Origin of the sequence: Halobacillus locisalis, from assembly GCF_013694105.1 — a bacterium.
In the GTDB taxonomy this organism is placed as follows: domain Bacteria; phylum Bacillota; class Bacilli; order Bacillales; family Halobacillaceae; genus Halobacillus; species Halobacillus locisalis.
Map to the genome: position 1 here is coordinate 309,640 of NZ_JACEFG010000002.1, position 16,551 is coordinate 326,190.

Consider the following 16,551-nt stretch of genomic DNA (forward strand, 5'->3'; position numbering starts at 1 on the left):
AAAATGACTCAATCTAGAAGAAGTGTTGAGAGGGGACAGTCCATTACGTTCCGAGTCCCCTCGGACACTCCTGACCATTTGTTGAAGCAACTCTCACATTTAAAGGAGACGGAAAGAAGGAATTTTTCGAGTAAAATCGCTCAATTCGTTCTGGAAGGGGTGAATCAATCCTTATCCAAGGAAAAAGAGACGATAACCGTCCCCCTCCCCAAATCTCTCTCCAAAGAGCAACGGAACTGGATCAAGCACGAGCATTCAGAGGCGCTGATCGGCTCTATTCTGTATCAGTTACTGATGGATCCTATGCGTGCGACCTCCCTTCTCGCTTCCCTGAACAGCAATGCCACAGACATTGACGAAGCTCTTTACCTTCAGGAAGAAGCGGCGGCAGAGGAACCTGAAGGATTCATAGAAGAAGTGGTATCTGCGGATGAAGAAACAATAAACACTTCGATGGAGACAAGCAGTGATGAAGACTTGGCTGATTTAAGTTTGGACAACCTACAAGTTGATTTGCATACAGATGAAGTAGAAGATGACGAAGAAGACGATGAGGATCCTTTAGGAGATTTTCTATCGAGAATGAATCAATAAACGATGATGAAGCCCCTGTCCATTCGCAGGGGCTTCTTTTGGTTCGTTTAGGACAATTTGTTGTGTTCGGCGTAAGCAGCAAAGGATTTTTCGTCTTCAATCAACCCACATGCCCCACATTGAACTTTTTTGTCAGGACCTTTATAGGCAGTATGAAATGCGTCAAGTTCTCCCTCTTGATACTCCGAAGTGACTTCTCCCGTTCGGGGGTCCATCTTAATCGACCTCGGACGCTGTTCAATGATATTAAATCGTGAACGGTTGGTTTTACAGCCTGGACATAAGTAAGCTGTCATGATTTCCACCTCCTTCCATTAGATTCTCCCACTTCCCAGTTCTTTATCCTTTATCAATGTAACCAAAAAATCAGGGAAACCCCTACTATTCATCCCTTCCTATAAAGCCTAGAATTGAATGTATTAGTAAGTAATAGAGGTGAGCGGTATTGGGATCCATATATTCATTAAAAAGTTTAACGGATTTGTACGAATCGATGATGATGGAGGTATCTTATGACTTGCACGAAAATTGCACGCATTTGTTAATGAGCGCTCTTCACTACTTGGATGGGACTGAAAAGGATATTGAGGAATCGAAAAAAATCATCTCCTATACCATCAATGTGATGAAAGCTCATTCTAAGGAAGTATGCCCGTATTTTGCGAATGGTGAAACGTTGCAGTTGTCTCTCGCTCCTTATATGCGCGGTGTAGAAAGACGCTACGGTGTGCCTGTCTTTTTCACTTCAGATGGCTCGCTTCCTTTAGAGGATGAACTTCCTTCTTTTCGTTATTTTCAGTTGGTTTTGCAATGGGTGATGGATCAGGGAGGCTGTAACCAGATTGTTGTGGACATAGCAGGCGATACGTGGAAGGTAGTGTTCTCGTTAGATAACGGGAATATTTATGACAATGAGAAGGGATTGAGGGACGGATTAAAGAATGATACGAACATGAAGGTGAATATTTTCCAAAGACCGGGATTGATGGAATGTTATTGGAAAAAGGGGGAAATAGATGATGATACGTCTTGTCATCGTGGATGATCATGCAGTAGTTCGGTCTGGTTTAAAGATGTTATTGGACTCCTTGGATGATATGAAAGTGGTAGGAGAGGCTTCTGAGGGAAATGAAGCGCTTGGACAAGTGGAAGAAAAAAGCCTGACGTCGTATTGATGGATCTATCAATGCCTCACGGAAAGGACGGGTTGTCGGCAACCTCTGAAATAAAAAAGCAGTTCCCTGATACAAATATTCTCATCTTGACCATGCATGATGATGAGGAGTACTTATTCCGTGGAATTGAATTAGGTGCATCAGGGTGTATTTTAAAGAATGCGCCACACGAAGAATTGACAAAGGCTATTCGACAAGTTGCCCGAGGGGATGCTTATTTATATCCATCTGCGACAAAGCGTTTGATGGATGATTATTTGACGAAATTGAAGCAAGGAGGACTAGTGGACTCTTATCGTAACTTGACTGACCGTGAACGGGAAGTGTTAGCTTTAGTGGCTAAAGGATATGCGAATAAGGATATAGCGGCAAAGCTCGTCATAAGTGTGAAAACAGTAGAGACGCATAAGGCGCATATCATGGAAAAACTTCAGTTGAAAACAAGGCCGGAACTTGTGGAATATGCATGGAAAAAAGGGTTGATCGGCTATACATCGTAAGGGGGAGAGTGAATGGAATCATCAATAGAAGATGTGTGCTTGGACCTTTTAGGTAAAACGGAAGCGTCTACCATCATGATTGCTCTTTTGGATGAACGGACGAACCAGCTTCAGTGGAGGTATGCGGTAAAGCCGCTTAATGAAAGATATCGCCGTATGCATATCGGCTACGGAAAAGGAGTCGCAGGGAAAGTGATACAGACGGGGCGTGTCTGGTCTTGCGAAAGCCGAGAGCAGCTCCCTTCTCGTTTAGGGAAGTATCCGATTGTCCTATCGGAGCAACTGCAAAGCTTTGTTGCGATTCCTTTGCGAACAGACCGATTATTCGGAGCTGTTCTACTCATTGGATATCGCACGGTGAGTCCGCTACCTTCAAAGCAAATATGGGGATCTTATGCGGAACGACTGACGAATATGTTGATCGAGAAGGAGGCCTACGCTTGAACCAGTATTCTAGTAAAGCTCTTCCTGTGCAATCGCAAGAGGAAGGGTTCATTGTTATCTGTAGTGATGGGAAAGTGGAAGGCATGAACGATAAAGCCAAACAATTATTGGAGCGACATACTACAGAGTGCGTTCATATCGACGACCTGTTTTTAGATTTAACGCTTGAGGATTTACAGAACTGCGACAGGGATGTATTGCTGCAACACTATTTGAAACCTCAATCGGGGGATCCCTATCCGGTATTTATTGTCGTGCACAAGTGGAAGGAAGAAGCAGGGCAATGGTTCATCACCATTCAAAACTTAGTTGAAAGAAGTTTGTTGGATCGCCATGCCTATGAACCATTGAAAGAGTTACTGGAAATTAAGTACGCCTTAGATGAGTCATCCATTGTTGCGTTGACGAATCAGAGGGGAATCATACAATATGCGAATCGGAAGTTTTGTGAAATCTCCAAATACCCTATCGAAGAAATCATCGGTAGCGATCACCGGTTGATTAACTCTGGACATCACTCCAGGGAGTTTTTCAAGCAGCTGTGGCGCACGATTGGTTCAGGACAAGTATGGAAGGGGGAGATCAAAAATCGCGCCAAAGATGGCAGTTATTACTGGGTGGATACAACCATTGTCCCTTTCATAGATCAACAAGGTAAGCCGTACCAATACTTAGCCATCAGAAGTGAAATCACGGAAAGAAAACGAGTAGAAGAAGAATTGCAGAAAATGATGACCCGATTCATTCACGTTCAAGAAGAGGAGAGGAAACAAGTTTCCCGGGAACTCCATGACGGCATTGGCCAGGAACTATATAGCCTGCTAATTAGTATGCACAGGTTGCAGCAGGAGGTAGAACATCCGATTCTCGAACAATTGGAGGCAGATACAAGCCGCTTGATTCAAAGTGTCCGGGAAATGTCTTGGGAATTGCGGCCCTCTGCGTTGGATGAACTTGGGTTAATGCCAGCGCTACGTTCCTTTATCAACCGCTTAGAAAACTCTTATGGCTTTGTCGTCCACATCGAAGCTCATATTCCGAATAAACTTTCCCCTGAATTGGAGACGACGATTTATCGAGTGGTGCAAGAGGCCATAACGAATGTACGAAAATACGCTGGCGTAAAAGAAGCAGATGTTCACATCTATGAAGTTGAGGGAAGTGTGGTTGCGTCTGTAGAAGACCATGGAGTCGGCATTAGAGAAAGAGATAAGCAAAAGGGTGTAGGGTTATTCAGTATGGAGGAGCGGGCCCGTTCGGTGGGCGGTTCCTTCCGCTTATCAAGTCCACCTCGTGGAGGTACAAAAGTAGAAATTCAAGTTCCTTTAGAAGCCTGACATGTCAGGCTTCTTTTTTTATGGTTAAGCGTTTTGTTTGTTATTCATATACCCCGTATCTGAAATGAGGGCTTCTTTGAGAGAATATGGGGGAATTCCCCAATGATGTTTTTTCTGAACCTTTCATAGAATGGAGATAAGTCCATTACATAAGGAGGCTGGCTTTATGAAGAAGCCGCAACAACAAAATCTAAAAGGAACGCTCATCAGTGTCTTTTTTGTTGGTGGAATCATTATTTTCATGTGGGTTAGTGTGTATTTCTTGTATGTGAGTCGTTTATAAGGGGGAGAACAACATGCATTTTCACAAATACGAAAAAATTTGGTTGGTTTTCGGAGTTGCCGCACTTATTGTCTTTTTATCTGTTGTCGGGGTCAGTGCTTTTCATCAGGGAAACACGCCCTCTGGAGGACATATGACGATTGATCCGAATAAGGTCAGGGAAACAGCTCCTTTTGATCAACCAGGTCTTCACGAAAAAGAGGACGGATCTTATGAAGTAGCCATGATCGCGATGGCTTTCGGGTATGATCCGGGGGATTTACAAGTGCCAGTTGGAGAAGAAATCTTATTCAGCGTCACGAGTGAAGATGTGACCCATAGTTTTTCTATAGTCGGAACGAATGTCAATATGATGGCGATTCCCGGACAAATCAATCACAGGAAGCATACGTTTACGGAACCTGGTACTTACTTGGTCATTTGTAATGAATACTGTGGATCGGGCCATCACTTTATGAGCACGGAAATCGAGGTGGTTGAACAATGAAGGATGTTCAGATTGTAAGAAACGATCGTCAATTATCGCTTGCTAATATCGGGGTGGCCTACCTTGCTTTCATTATCGGTACTCTATGTGGGTTGCTGCAAGTGTTCATTCGAAATGATGCATTGAAACTGCCGGCATGGTTGGATTATTATCAAATTCTCACAGCGCACGGGCTGTTATTAGCCATCGTCTTCACCACGTTCTTTATTTTTGCTTTCTTTCAATCAGGTATGAGTCGCACATTAGGTGCATTCGGAAGAAAAACGAGCGTGTGGAGTTGGATCGGTTTCTACGTGACGTTATTCGGGACCTTACTGATCGTGGTGATGGTGGTATCTGGTCAAGCATCCGTTCTCTATACGTTCTATGCTCCCTTGCAAGCGCATGGATTATTCTATGTGGGGCTTGCGCTATTCGTCATTGGCACGTGGATTCAAGGCTTTGCTCTTGTCGGTCATTATGTAGTGTGGAGAAAGCGGCATAAAGGAGAGTTGAGTCCTTTATTTGCCTTCATGACGATTGCGACAATCATTCTGTGGGTGATTGCTTGTTTAGGCGTCGTAGCTACCGTCCTATTTCAATTCATCCCTTGGGCGTTTGGTTGGACCGACGGCATTAATGTTGAACTGAGCCGCTCTTTGTTCTGGTATTTTGGACATCCGCTTGTTTACTTCTGGTTACTGCCAGCCTATATGGCTTGGTATATTGTCGTACCTAAGATCATAGGCGGTAGGGTATTCAGTGATTCATTAGCTCGATTATCCTTTATTCTATTTATTTTATTCTCCATACCGGTGGGCTTTCACCATCAGTTGACAGAGCCAGGCATCGCTAGTTTCTGGAAATTCCTTCAGACGGTATTGACGTTCATGGTCATTATCCCATCTTTGATGACCGCCTTCTCTCTATTCGCAACCTTCGAACTGAGAGGACGTGAGCTTGGCGGAAGGGGATTGTTCGGCTGGGTAAGGAAGCTCCCATGGCGAGATGTTCGGTTCACTTCCATTTTTGTAGCCATGTTCTTCTTTATTCCTGGAGGTGCTGGCGGGATCATCAATGCAAGTTTTCAGATGAACGAATTGATTCACAATACCTTGTGGGTGGTTGGGCATTTCCATATAACAGTGGGAACACCGGTTGCGATGACATTCTTCGGGTTGACGTTCTGGATCGTTCCTTATTTGACAGGTCGCGTATTCACTAAGTCACTGCAGAAACTGGCGTTTATCCAAATCGCCACATGGTCTGTCGGAATGTTACTCATGAGTACAGCGCAGCATCTATTAGGATTGCTCGGTGCGCCTAGACGGACAGCATATACGGGGTACGCCCATGACGATGCGTTTGCCTGGTTTGACGGAATTCTTTCTAATCACGTGACGATGGCTGTCGGCGGGTCGATTCTATTCATCTCTGCGGTTTTGTTAGTTTATATCATTGTACAGCTTTGGTGGATTGCACCAAAAGCCGATCAAGAACACTTCATGACGTTTCCTATAGCTGAGAGCGACGCTTCCACGACGCCCGCGTTCTTGGAGAATTGGAAAATATGGATCGGTATCGCGTTTATATTGATTGCTTTAGCTTATACCATTCCGTTAAGTGACATCATTCAACATGCACCACCGGGTTCAGAACGCTTCCAAACATGGTAGAGGAGAGGATCATATGACATTCGCTTTTGCAGTGACCATATCTTTAACGATATTATTTGTTGTTTTAAGTGCCATCTTAGTAGAGTTGAATACAGATGAGTAGAGAGGCTTAGACCGGGTTTTTGCCCGGTCTTTTATTTTTTACTACATAGTTCTCACCTGAGTTATTGCCTCGGAAATCAAAGCGAGCGTATGAGAGAGAAAGTGATTTGTTATCATACATCCATGATAACAGGGGCATCGTAAAGGGTGGAGGTGTGAACAATGTCTGAAAACGCGAATGCAAAAGCTCATACAAAAAGTCAATATGTCGAGATCAAGATGGGCCGCCATGGCCTTTTCTTTAAAAAGAGGTACGAAGTTTTGTACACGCTGAACGACTTTCTGCTAGGTATTTGGTACTTGTTAGGAAGTATTTGTTTATATTTTGAGATTTCAAAAGAATGGGGGATCCTACTGTTTATGCTGGGGAGTATTCAGATCCTTATCCGACCATCGATTCGCATCATTCACAGGTTCCATGTAAAGAAGCACTATATAAAAGAATATGATAGCAAACAATAGCCGCTACATATGATGTAGCGGCTATTGATCTGTATTAAGCTGCTTTTTTAGGAGTTTCCTTAATGAACTTAGCTTTTACTAGTCGTTGACGCACGGTAATCCCGATCCAACTTGCTAAGAAGGCTTTGATCAGTCCGACGACAATGAATGGATAAACCCCTGCGGCCATGGATTCTGACCACGTTAAATCAACAATGAACTTCAGTTGGATTGTGCCACAGATCAACGTCACGACCATCCCTATGACATTCGCCAACATCGCCATCGTCAAATTGAATCGAGTCTTTTCAAGAATAATCCCCGTAATAAAGGCTGCTGCTATAAAACCGAATATGTACCCACCGGTTGGACCTACTAATACTTGAGCTCCCCCTTTAAACCCAGCGAAGACAGGAACACCTACTGCTCCGATTGCGGCATAAACCATCATGGCAATCGCCCCTTGTCTGCTACCGAGAATTGTTGCGGTCAACCCTACGGCGAGTGTTTGTCCACTTATAGGGACGAGAGGCAAAGGGATTTCGATCTGGGCCAGTATAGCGGTAATAGCTGCAAAGATGGAACAATTCACGAGAGTTCTTAATTTTTCACTTTGCTGATTCATTCATATCCTCCCCCTTTTGTTAACTGCTAATATTGTAAGTTAACAAATTCAAAAAAGGAAGGATATTTCGACTATTCTGTCTATAAACTTTTGAATAAGCTGTATGAACTAGAAAAAAATGTATGTTGTAGTACCTATGCTTCATTTTTTTGTTGCAAACAATTGATAAATCAGTAACAAATGTGTCAGATTATTTAAACTATGCGTTATTTGTACACAAATGCTTTCGAATGAGTTAAAATTGGGTAATGTAAAATTAACGGAGGTTTTACAATGTTTACATCCAAAAAATATTTGAACAAATCAACTGCATCTAAATTAGCTATTTATGCTTTGGTCGTCGGATTATTCTGGATCAAAATGTCTTATATACAAAGCAACATCTTTTCATTAAAAGTAGAGAATGCGAACGAGGCTTCTATTTTAGCCTTTAACCCTCTAAGTAGTATCTTCCTTATTTTCGGAATAGGTATTCTACTGGCTGGGCGTAAAGGAATGCTCGTTTCCTATATTCTTGGTTCAGTGCTTTTATATGTGAATGTGCTTTTTTATAGGGAATATAATGACTTCATTACGATCCCGATGTTAAACCAAGTCGCAAACTTGGCTGACTTAGGTGGTAGTATCGGAACAATCCTTAGTCTTACAGACGCTCTTCTATTTGTAGACGTTCTGATTGCCGCTTTCTTATTATTCTATTTAAACCCCGAACGTCTGACTAGGTTCATGCCGAAGCGTCGCGAAGGACTAATCATGGCCGTAATCGCGATTCCATTGTTCGCTGTGAACTTGCAATGGGCAGAAACGGAGCGTACAGATTTGCTTGAGCGTACGTTCGACCGTAATATGCTGGTGAAATATATCGGCTTGCTCAACTATCATGTCTACGATGCGGTTCTGCAAGGAAAGACAGAAATGAAAAAAACGTTAGCTGACAGTAACGAACTTGTCCCTGTCATCAACTACTTAAACGAGGACAAGAAGGCTGACAGCGACAATTTGGAAGGCGTTGCTGAAGGTAAGAATGTGATTGCGCTCTCATTAGAAAGTACACAAACATTTGTTGTAGATAATACGTTGCACGGTGAGGAACTGACGCCGTACTTCAACGACCTGAAAGAGGAAGGGATTTATTTCGATAACTTCTATCACCAGGTGAAGCAGGGAAGGACGTCAGACTCTGAGTTTCTATTAGCAAACTCCATGTATCCATTGAATCGTGGAGCTGTATTCTTTACGCACTCTGAGAACGAGTATAAAGGGCTGCCAGGGTTGCTTAGCGACAATGGATACTTCACAAACGTCATGCATGCGAACGACAAAACGTTCTGGAACCGTAACGTAACCTATGATTCTCTAGGTTATGATGACTTCTTCTCGAAAGAAGACTACACGATTACCCCAGAAAAGTCTTATGGATGGGGTTACTTGGATGAGTACTTCTTCTCAGATTCATTAGACAAGATGGAAGAAATGGACAAACCATTTTTCTCTAAATTAATTACACTGACAAACCACTATCCTTTCGATCTTCCAGAAGATAAGAAGATGATCGAAGAAGGGGAAACAAACAGTGGTACATTGAACCGTTATTTCCAAACGATTCGATACCAGGATGAGGCTTTAAAACAGTTTGTTGAGAAATTCAAACAGTCCGAATTCTATGATGATACGATTCTGGTAATCTATGGTGACCATTTCGGAATCTCTGAAAATCACCAGAAAGCAATGGGGCAGTATCTAGATAAAGAGATCAATGACTACGAACAATTCCAACTTCAAAGAGTTCCCATGCTGATCTATGGTGAAGGAATTGAAGGGCAGAAGAACCATACGGTTGGTGGTCAAGTCGACTTGCGCCCGACGATTACGAATTTACTAGGTATTGAAGATCCGAACCCTGTTCAGTTTGGTCATGACCTAATGGATCCAGATCGTCGTCAAATGATGATTACGCGTGACGGTGACTTTGCTAACGAAGAATATGTAGGCATTCAAGGTGTTTGCTATGATCGTGAAACAGGTGAGAAAGTAGAAACGGAAGATGCGTGTACAGAAGGATTTGAAAAGGCTCAGGAAGAGCTTGAAATGTCCGACTCCGTCATCTACGGTGACTTGTTACGCTATTTAGATGAGACACAAATGATTGAAACAGAAGCCAATCAACAAGAAGAATAACAAAAAGAAGCTGCCTCCTTAAATTAGGAGGCAGCTTCTTTAGTGTCTTTCTAAATAGAATACCGCTTATTTTAGTACTTTATGAATCGCCTGAGCGACGCCATCTTCTTTGTTGGATCCTGTAACGAAGTTCGCTTCTTCTTTGACGATGTCTTGAGCGTTACCCATCGCGACTCCTAGACCAGCTTCACGAATCATCGCTATGTCATTCATACTATCTCCAACAGCCATCACATGCTCCATGGATAAATCCAACCACTCACACACTTTTTTCAATGCTGCGGCTTTGTTGACGCCGGCAGGGTTGATTTCAATGTTGGTTGGGCTGGAGTTCGTTATTTCTAGGTGTTCATTCGCGTTCAGTTCTTGCAAAATGACGTCTCTTACGTCGTCGTCTTCTATGTCGAAACCGAATTTCAACCAGTCATAATCCTCAACCTCATTCTCAAAAGGACTAGATGTGTTGTAGAGACCCTGAACGGTCGATGACCAAAAATGCAGTCCGTGCTCTTTTTTCAGCTCCCAAAGTCTACGTACGTGTTTATGGTCTAGACGGTTCTGGTCGACTAAGTTGAATTCATGGTCGTATATTTCACCACCGTTAATGGTCACGATATAGGAAGAGCGTCCCAAATCTTCAGCGATGTCACGGCATCTAGATAAAGAGCGTCCCGTACTTAATACAACGTGAACCCCGGCTTCTTTGGCTTGTTTGACGGCCTTTGCATTGGCTTCCGACACGTCACCTTCATGACTGACAAGCGTGCCGTCCAAGTCTAATGCGATCAGTTTGATGTTTGCTTCCATTCTCTCACGTCCTCTCTTGTGCTCTCTTCATTTTAATACATGTCGGGGAGAGTTCAAACAAAAGACTATTGGTTACTAAAATCTTTGGTGGTCTTCTTTTATTTGATCGATAGAATCCAAGCTCTATCCTTCGTTAAGGCAGTTTCCTTGATAGAAGAGTTAGGAAGTTCCTGATACTGAAATATGATGATTATCCTTATACTTAGCGGGGTATAATACAAACGAATCATACTTTTAAGGAGGATGTTCATGTTTCACTATACCGTTTCTACAGACAAAGGGTTAGAAGAGGCAGTAGAGAGCCTTGTGTCAAGTCTGAAAGAGGAACAATTCGGGGTACTTTGGAACTTCGATCTCAAAGGAAAACTGAACGAAAAAGGTTTGGAATTTGAACAAGACTTTAGGATTCTAGAAGTATGCAACCCGAAAGAAGCACAGCGGGTGTTAAATGAGAATACATTGGCGGGCTACTTCTTACCTTGTAAAATGGTTGTTTACGTAGAAGAAGGAACAACGAAAATCGGCATGCCTAAACCTTCATCCCTCACGGCCATGGTAGAAGATGAAAACATTCAGGCGATGGCCAGTGATATTGAAACGCGTTTAATTGCTTGTATGGATAAAAGTGTTCAATAGATGAGGAAGTCAGGCATTTGCCTGGCTTTTTCTCGCTACATAGGAGCTTTCACAAATCCTAATGATAAATCGGGGGTATATCAGAGACTATTTCGTCTTTCACCGTTACAAACAGTTCACCTGCGTCTGTCACAGCTGCATAAAAAACAGAAGCATCATCATCCACTCCTAATTGCAGTAGTGATTGACGTAACCATGCTTCATCCCTATGTAACCGGTGAAGGGAATCATATTCTACTTTTCCATCAAGAATCAAAGGCACTTCATAACCCCTCCCCCTATATACGACACCTGAATCTGAACGCGTAACCGGCTCTTTACTGGCCATCTTCTTAACAGACATCATCCCATTTGCTTCAATGATTGCAAGTTCTACATCATCTATGATAAAGATACCTTTCTCACGTAGCATGCCTATTATATTATCAATGGAATAGTGAATAGTTGAGATGTTTTTCTCGATCATTCTTCCGTTGTAGATGACGATTGTCGGTTCAAAGGTAAGCCATTTCCCTATCCTTCTGTTCTTTAGTTTCATTCGTATAATCCAACGTTGTAATAAAGCGATGGCAATCATGGCAATAACGGTGTGAACATGCTTGATTTCAGGATCCGCAATGTCTGCCCCCACAACTGACCCCAGAACCAGTAGTACTAATAAGTCGAATACAGGCAACTCGCCGACTGACCGCTTGCCCATGAAAATCGTAATCGCTAAAAGAAGAGGGAGAATCGTGATGATTCTTCCTAGTACCTTCATGATGTCTTCGGTCATCTCCATTCTAATCACCTCTTACACTTAGTCTTTTCCTTAAATGCGCGCGTTACTAAAAAAAATGAGTTCAGGGTGTTGACATTATACCTATAGGGGTATATTATAAGTCATGTACTGTTCTTAACGGACAGAAAAAACAACTCCACCAAAGGAGGTCAAAGCGATGGAATACAATGATGCGATGAAGAATCGTGTGAAGCGAATAGAAGGTCAACTTCGAGGAGTTCTGAAGATGATGGAAGAAGGCAAAGATTGCAAAGACGTCATTACTCAACTTTCAGCATCCCGAAGCGCTATTGATCGCACTGTTGGTCTAGTCGTCAGCTCCAACCTAGTGGAGTGTATCCAAGACGCAGATGAAGATCAAAGTGCAGAAGAATCCATTAATGAAGCTGTACAATTGCTCGTTAAAAGTAGATAAAGTAAAACTTCAATAAGATAAAAAATTTTACTTTTTTATATACCCCAACGCGTATATGTATATAACAAGGAGGAAATAACCATGTCAGAAACAAAAAAGACGAATATCATTCTATTTAGTGGGGATTATGATAAGGCGATGGCTGCTTATATCATTGCGAACGGAGCAGCCGCTTACGATCATGAGGTTACTATTTTCCACACATTCTGGGGACTTAATGCTTTGCGAAAAGATGAGCAAGTTACCGTGAAAAAGAACTTCCTAGAGAAAATGTTCGGCAGAATGATGCCACGTGGCGCCGATAAGATGGGCATCTCAAAGATGAACTATGCAGGATTCGGCCCTAAGATGATCAAGAATGTCATGAAGAAACACAATGCGATGCCGCTTCCAGACCTTATTGATATGGCACAAGAGCAGGATGTTAACTTAGTTGCTTGTACCATGACGATGGATTTATTAGGCTTACAAAAAGATGAATTGCTAGATGAAATTGAATATGCCGGAGTTGCCGCATACCTTGGTGACGCAGAAGACGGTAACGTGAACCTATTTATCTAAAAGGAGGACTTTTACAATGAAAACGATCGAAGCAAAAGACGTTCAAAAGAAACTAGAAAATGGTGAAGATCTAAACATTATTGATGTACGGGAAGACGAAGAAGTAGCTGCGGGTAAAATCCCAGGTGCGAAACACATCCCATTAGGATCAATTGAAGGACGTACGAATGAACTGGATTCATCTACTTCCTATATCATGGTATGTCGTTCAGGTGGACGAAGCAGTCAGGCAACACAATTCCTAGAGCAACAAGGATTCGATGTGACCAATATGAATGGTGGCATGATGAGTTGGGAAGGTAAAACCGAGTAATTTTTCAATATCATATACCCTTATGGGTTATAGGAGGATGAAAGAATGGAAATCAAAACGGATCTTTTGTTAGATGCTAAAGGCCTCGCTTGTCCGATGCCGATTGTCAAAACGAAAAAAACAATCAAAGACTTAGACGCTGGCCAAGTGTTGGAAGTGCAAGCAACCGATAAAGGCTCAAAGGCCGATCTTGCTGCATGGGCAAAAAGCGCAGGTCACCACTACCTTGGAACGATTGAAGATGGCGACGTATTGAAGCATTACGTTCGAAAATCCGGAGATGAAGATGCTCAGGAGAAAAAACACCCGAATGTCGTAAGCAATGAAGACTTACAAGCTGCTCTTGCAGATGAGAACACGCTCGTCGTAGACGTTCGTGAATCAGCGGAGTATGCTTTTGAACACATTCCGAATGCAACATCCATCCCACTCGGCGATCTGGATGACCGTGCGAAAGAACTTGATGAAAATAAAAACGTCTATGTCGTTTGTCGTACAGGTAACCGTAGTGATATGGCAGCTCAGAAGCTAACAGAACAAGGGTTCATGAAAGTTTATAACGTTGTACCAGGCATGAGCGAATGGTCTGGCGATACGACAGCAAACCAGTAAATTTTTTTACGAAAAATAATACCTTGGGGGGTAAATGAAATTGGCTATTAGAGAAATGACGGCAAAGCAAGTGGCGAAAAAAGTAATGAATAAAGAAGAACTCTTCATTCTTGATGTACGCACAGAAGATGCTTTTCAAGACTGGAAAATTGAAAGTGCAAGCTTTGATTACTTGAACATTCCCTACTTCGATCTTCTTGACGGTGTCGAAGAGATTTTGGATCAACTACCAGAAGACAAAGATATTCTGGTTGTCTGTGCCAAAGGTGGATCTTCCCAAATGGTCGGTGAAATGCTGGAGGAAGAAGGCCTGACAAACATCTATTCCTTCGGTGGAGGAATGAAAGCGTGGAGTGAACACCTGGAACCGATTAAAGTGAATGATTTGAACAATGGTGGCGAATTGTATCAATTCGTACGTATCGGAAAAGGTTGCCTCTCTTATATGGTCGTATCCGATGGCGAAGCTGCCGTGATTGACGCGACACGTATGACCGATGTGTATGCCGATTTTGCTAAAGAATTAGGTGTTGATATCAAACACGTCTTTGACACACACCTTCACGCGGACCACATCTCGGGTGGACGTCAATTGGCAGAGTTAACAGGTGGCACGTATTGGTTGCCTCCTAAAGACGCAACAGAAGTTACGTTTGAATATGCGAAGCTGGAAGACGGCGAAAATGTGACGGTCGGGAACACGACCATCGATATTAACGCTTTATATTCTCCAGGTCATACGATCGGATCCACATCATTTGTTGTAGATAATCAATACTTGATGACCGGTGACATCCTGTTCATTGACTCGATCGGTCGTCCGGACTTAGCTGGTGAGGCAGAAGACTGGGTTATGGACTTGAGAGAGACACTTTATACGCGCTACCAAGAGCTATCAGACGAGTTGATCGTTCTTCCAGCTCACTTCATGATCATGGATGAGTTGAACGAAGACGGTACCGTGGCAGAAAAACTGGGTGTATTATTCAACCAAAACCACGGACTAAACATCGAAGACCAAGATGAGTTCAGAAAAATGGTGACAGAAAACTTGCCACCACAACCGAACGCGTACGAAGAAATCCGCGAAACGAATATGGGTAAAATCAACCCGGATGATGAAAAACAGCGTGAAATGGAAGTTGGTCCAAACCGCTGTGCCGTCCGCTAAAGTAGCAGCTAGCGAATCGAAGAAGATATAGAAGAATAACCGGGAGTACAACTCTCAGGAAAGTAAAATTATGTGGAGGTTTTTAATTATGAACGTATCAAAAGTATTAGACGCTAAAGGACTTGCATGCCCAATGCCAATCGTGAAAACAAAGAAAGCTATTAAAGATGTAGAGTCAGGAGAAGTTCTTGAGATTCATGCAACGGACCAAGGTGCGAAAAGCGACCTTACAGCTTGGGCTAAATCAGGTGGTCATGAACTTCTACAACACGAAGAAGACAATGGCGTATTCAAGTTCTGGATCCAAAAGGGCTAAACCTTTGATTATTAAGGCAGAGTGAACATGACTCTTCACAGAGGGGAACGATCTCACGTTATATTCTGTCTACGAGATACAGATTCAAAAGGGAACCTAGAACGGTTCCCTTTTTTAAGGAGGTAAGACATGATGGAATTCGGATTAATTATTACAATCTTCCTTATTGGTTTTGTAGGGTCCTATTTATCAGGCATGTTAGGTATTGGCGGGTCCATCATTAAATACCCGATGCTTTTATATATACCCCCATTAGTAGGGTTCACAGCTTTTACCGCTCATGAAGTATCCGGCATAAGTGCCGTTCAAGTGTTCTTCGCGACGATCGGTGGTGTGTGGGCTTACCGTAAAGGTGGATATTTGAACAAATCGTTGATTCTTTATATGGGTGTCAGTATTCTAATTGGTAGCTTTATCGGTGGTTATGGCTCAAGGTTCATGTCTGAGAATGGCATCAACATGGTCTATGGTATTCTTGCTCTTATTGCGACTATTATGATGTTCATTCCTAAAAAAGGCTTAGACGATCAGGAGTTGGAAAGCGTAACATTTAACAAAGTCTTAGCAGCGTCCCTCGCTCTGATCGTTGGTGTAGGTGCGGGGATTGTAGGAGCGGCAGGTGCCTTCTTGCTTGTTCCGATCATGCTTGTCGTGTTGAAGATTCCGACAAGGATGACCATTGCTTCTTCGCTTGCCATCACGCTTATTTCTTCTATAGGAGCGACTGTAGGAAAAGTGACAACAGGCCAAGTGGAATATTTCCCGGCAGCCATCATGGTTGTCGCAAGTCTTATCGCCTCACCGCTTGGAGCTATGGCAGGTAAAAAAGTGAATACGAAAGTTCTCCAAACTGTACTTGCGTTGCTGATTCTAGCAACAACGATCAAAGTATGGTGGGATTTCTTCTAATGATTCGATAAGAAACGTCGGATAGGTGAGTGTGTCATCTATCCGGCGTTTTTGTTGTTCATAGGAAAGTGATCCGGACACGAGCAGGTAGGATTCAGACAAAGGGCTTAGTGTATCGGACATCTGCTAGAGCTATTCGGACAAGGGGTCTCGTATTTCGGACATTTGTCCACGATTCGGACACGGGAAGTGATAAACCAGACAATCCC

At 42.8% G+C, this 16,551-nt stretch carries 21 protein-coding genes and 1 pseudogene; 18 read left to right on the forward strand and 4 right to left on the reverse strand.

From position 1 onward, the window contains the following. The first annotated feature begins 3 nt into the window (after positions 1–3). A complete protein-coding gene (locus H0266_RS08795) occupies positions 4–594 on the forward strand; it encodes a hypothetical protein (protein ID WP_181472037.1) in 591 nt (196 codons plus the stop codon). Positions 595–641: 47 nt separating this feature from the next. Here H0266_RS08795 and H0266_RS08800 read toward each other — a convergent pair whose 3' ends face one another. Continuing rightward, entirely contained in the window at positions 642–890 is a 249-nt protein-coding gene (locus tag H0266_RS08800) for a DNA alkylation repair protein (RefSeq protein WP_181472038.1), read from the reverse strand. Between the two features lie 149 nt (positions 891–1,039). On the opposite strand from H0266_RS08800, the gene H0266_RS08805 reads away from it, so the two are divergent. From H0266_RS08805 to H0266_RS08840, 8 genes and pseudogenes are all read left to right on the forward strand, one after another. Beyond that, positions 1,040–1,639 carry a hypothetical protein gene (locus H0266_RS08805; protein ID WP_181472039.1) on the forward strand — a complete coding sequence of 200 codons (600 nt, stop codon included), beginning with the start codon at positions 1,040–1,042 and terminating at the stop codon, positions 1,637–1,639. Then, positions 1,614–2,269 (forward strand): annotated as a pseudogene (locus H0266_RS08810) (response regulator). The gene H0266_RS08805 and the pseudogene H0266_RS08810 overlap by 26 nt, the downstream one beginning before the upstream one ends. A 12-nt stretch (positions 2,270–2,281) precedes the next feature. Continuing rightward, a complete protein-coding gene (locus H0266_RS08815) occupies positions 2,282–2,713 on the forward strand; it encodes a GAF domain-containing protein (RefSeq protein WP_181472040.1) in 432 nt (143 codons plus the stop codon). After that, on the forward strand, positions 2,710–4,050 hold the full coding sequence (locus H0266_RS08820; protein WP_246363832.1) for a PAS domain-containing sensor histidine kinase: 1,341 nt from the start codon (positions 2,710–2,712) through the stop codon (positions 4,048–4,050). Before H0266_RS08815 ends, H0266_RS08820 begins: the two co-directional genes overlap by 4 nt. Positions 4,051–4,216: 166 nt before the next feature. After that, a complete protein-coding gene (locus tag H0266_RS08825; protein ID WP_181472041.1) occupies positions 4,217–4,333 on the forward strand; it encodes a cytochrome C oxidase subunit II in 117 nt (38 codons plus the stop codon). A 13-nt stretch (positions 4,334–4,346) separates the two neighbouring features. Continuing rightward, a complete protein-coding gene (locus H0266_RS08830; protein ID WP_181472042.1) occupies positions 4,347–4,820 on the forward strand; it encodes a cytochrome c oxidase subunit II in 474 nt (157 codons plus the stop codon). Further along, positions 4,817–6,475, forward strand: a complete 1,659-nt coding sequence (locus H0266_RS08835) for a b(o/a)3-type cytochrome-c oxidase subunit 1 (RefSeq protein ID WP_181472043.1) — start codon at positions 4,817–4,819, stop codon at positions 6,473–6,475. Before H0266_RS08830 ends, H0266_RS08835 begins: the two co-directional genes overlap by 4 nt. A 264-nt stretch (positions 6,476–6,739) precedes the next feature. Continuing rightward, positions 6,740–7,039 carry a YrhK family protein gene (locus H0266_RS08840; protein WP_246363833.1) on the forward strand — a complete coding sequence of 100 codons (300 nt, stop codon included), beginning with the start codon at positions 6,740–6,742 and terminating at the stop codon, positions 7,037–7,039. A 34-nt stretch (positions 7,040–7,073) separates the two neighbouring features. Here the strand turns inward: H0266_RS08840 and H0266_RS08845 are convergent, their stop codons facing one another. Next, entirely contained in the window at positions 7,074–7,643 is a 570-nt protein-coding gene (locus H0266_RS08845; protein WP_181472044.1) for a biotin transporter BioY, read from the reverse strand. A gap of 273 nt (positions 7,644–7,916) precedes the next feature. On the opposite strand from H0266_RS08845, the gene H0266_RS08850 reads away from it, so the two are divergent. After that, a complete protein-coding gene (locus tag H0266_RS08850) occupies positions 7,917–9,821 on the forward strand; it encodes an LTA synthase family protein (RefSeq protein WP_181472045.1) in 1,905 nt (634 codons plus the stop codon). A gap of 66 nt (positions 9,822–9,887) precedes the next feature. On the opposite strand, the gene H0266_RS08855 is transcribed toward H0266_RS08850, so the two are convergent. After that, positions 9,888–10,628 (reverse strand): Cof-type HAD-IIB family hydrolase, encoded by a 741-nt coding sequence (locus H0266_RS08855; protein WP_181472046.1) that lies wholly within the window; start codon positions 10,626–10,628, stop codon positions 9,888–9,890. 249 nt (positions 10,629–10,877) lie between these two features. On the opposite strand from H0266_RS08855, the gene H0266_RS08860 reads away from it, so the two are divergent. Next, positions 10,878–11,264, forward strand: a complete 387-nt coding sequence (locus H0266_RS08860; RefSeq protein WP_181472047.1) for a DUF302 domain-containing protein — start codon at positions 10,878–10,880, stop codon at positions 11,262–11,264. Positions 11,265–11,322: 58 nt separating this feature from the next. On the opposite strand, the gene H0266_RS08865 is transcribed toward H0266_RS08860, so the two are convergent. Continuing rightward, complete coding sequence (locus H0266_RS08865) at positions 11,323–12,045, reverse strand: DUF421 domain-containing protein (protein ID WP_246363835.1); 723 nt, start codon at positions 12,043–12,045, stop codon at positions 11,323–11,325. Between the two features lie 157 nt (positions 12,046–12,202). On the opposite strand from H0266_RS08865, the gene H0266_RS08870 reads away from it, so the two are divergent. The 7 genes from H0266_RS08870 (at position 12,203) to H0266_RS08900 (ending at position 16,342) form a co-directional block, all read left to right on the forward strand. Then, complete coding sequence (locus H0266_RS08870; RefSeq protein ID WP_181472048.1) at positions 12,203–12,460, forward strand: metal-sensitive transcriptional regulator; 258 nt, start codon at positions 12,203–12,205, stop codon at positions 12,458–12,460. Between the two features lie 81 nt (positions 12,461–12,541). Then, positions 12,542–13,021, forward strand: a complete 480-nt coding sequence (locus H0266_RS08875; protein ID WP_181472049.1) for a DsrE/DsrF/DrsH-like family protein — start codon at positions 12,542–12,544, stop codon at positions 13,019–13,021. A gap of 16 nt (positions 13,022–13,037) precedes the next feature. Next, complete coding sequence (locus tag H0266_RS08880; RefSeq protein ID WP_181472050.1) at positions 13,038–13,334, forward strand: rhodanese-like domain-containing protein; 297 nt, start codon at positions 13,038–13,040, stop codon at positions 13,332–13,334. Positions 13,335–13,379: 45 nt separating this feature from the next. Next, positions 13,380–13,946, forward strand: a complete 567-nt coding sequence (locus H0266_RS08885; protein WP_181472051.1) for a sulfurtransferase TusA family protein — start codon at positions 13,380–13,382, stop codon at positions 13,944–13,946. 34 nt (positions 13,947–13,980) lie between these two features. Further along, a complete protein-coding gene (locus H0266_RS08890; protein ID WP_425484297.1) occupies positions 13,981–15,117 on the forward strand; it encodes an MBL fold metallo-hydrolase in 1,137 nt (378 codons plus the stop codon). A gap of 88 nt (positions 15,118–15,205) precedes the next feature. After that, positions 15,206–15,433, forward strand: a complete 228-nt coding sequence (locus tag H0266_RS08895) for a sulfurtransferase TusA family protein (RefSeq protein ID WP_181472053.1) — start codon at positions 15,206–15,208, stop codon at positions 15,431–15,433. 132 nt (positions 15,434–15,565) lie between these two features. Beyond that, the gene (locus H0266_RS08900; protein ID WP_181472054.1) at positions 15,566–16,342 is read left to right on the forward strand and encodes a sulfite exporter TauE/SafE family protein; all 777 of its coding nucleotides are present in this window, start codon (positions 15,566–15,568) and stop codon (positions 16,340–16,342) included. The last annotated feature ends 209 nt before the right edge of the window (positions 16,343–16,551 follow it).

Coding starts and splice junctions, on each gene's coding strand:
- H0266_RS08860 (WP_181472047.1), top strand. CDS start 10,878: ATGTTTCACTATACCGTTTCTACAGACAAAGGGTTAGAAGAGGCAGTA.
- H0266_RS08875 (WP_181472049.1), top strand. CDS start 12,542: ATGTCAGAAACAAAAAAGACGAATATCATTCTATTTAGTGGGGATTAT.
- H0266_RS08890 (WP_425484297.1), top strand. CDS start 13,981: ATGAAATTGGCTATTAGAGAAATGACGGCAAAGCAAGTGGCGAAAAAA.
- H0266_RS08900 (WP_181472054.1), top strand. CDS start 15,566: ATGGAATTCGGATTAATTATTACAATCTTCCTTATTGGTTTTGTAGGG.
- H0266_RS08855 (WP_181472046.1), bottom strand. CDS start 10,628: ATGGAAGCAAACATCAAACTGATCGCATTAGACTTGGACGGCACGCTT.
- H0266_RS08870 (WP_181472048.1), top strand. CDS start 12,203: ATGGAATACAATGATGCGATGAAGAATCGTGTGAAGCGAATAGAAGGT.
- H0266_RS08815 (WP_181472040.1), top strand. CDS start 2,282: ATGGAATCATCAATAGAAGATGTGTGCTTGGACCTTTTAGGTAAAACG.
- H0266_RS08880 (WP_181472050.1), top strand. CDS start 13,038: ATGAAAACGATCGAAGCAAAAGACGTTCAAAAGAAACTAGAAAATGGT.
- H0266_RS08865 (WP_246363835.1), bottom strand. CDS start 12,045: ATGGAGATGACCGAAGACATCATGAAGGTACTAGGAAGAATCATCACG.
- H0266_RS08895 (WP_181472053.1), top strand. CDS start 15,206: ATGAACGTATCAAAAGTATTAGACGCTAAAGGACTTGCATGCCCAATG.
- H0266_RS08850 (WP_181472045.1), top strand. CDS start 7,917: ATGTTTACATCCAAAAAATATTTGAACAAATCAACTGCATCTAAATTA.
- H0266_RS08825 (WP_181472041.1), top strand. CDS start 4,217: ATGAAGAAGCCGCAACAACAAAATCTAAAAGGAACGCTCATCAGTGTC.
- H0266_RS08800 (WP_181472038.1), bottom strand. CDS start 890: ATGACAGCTTACTTATGTCCAGGCTGTAAAACCAACCGTTCACGATTT.
- H0266_RS08845 (WP_181472044.1), bottom strand. CDS start 7,643: ATGAATCAGCAAAGTGAAAAATTAAGAACTCTCGTGAATTGTTCCATC.
- H0266_RS08835 (WP_181472043.1), top strand. CDS start 4,817: ATGAAGGATGTTCAGATTGTAAGAAACGATCGTCAATTATCGCTTGCT.
- H0266_RS08795 (WP_181472037.1), top strand. CDS start 4: ATGACTCAATCTAGAAGAAGTGTTGAGAGGGGACAGTCCATTACGTTC.
- H0266_RS08840 (WP_246363833.1), top strand. CDS start 6,740: ATGTCTGAAAACGCGAATGCAAAAGCTCATACAAAAAGTCAATATGTC.
- H0266_RS08830 (WP_181472042.1), top strand. CDS start 4,347: ATGCATTTTCACAAATACGAAAAAATTTGGTTGGTTTTCGGAGTTGCC.
- H0266_RS08885 (WP_181472051.1), top strand. CDS start 13,380: ATGGAAATCAAAACGGATCTTTTGTTAGATGCTAAAGGCCTCGCTTGT.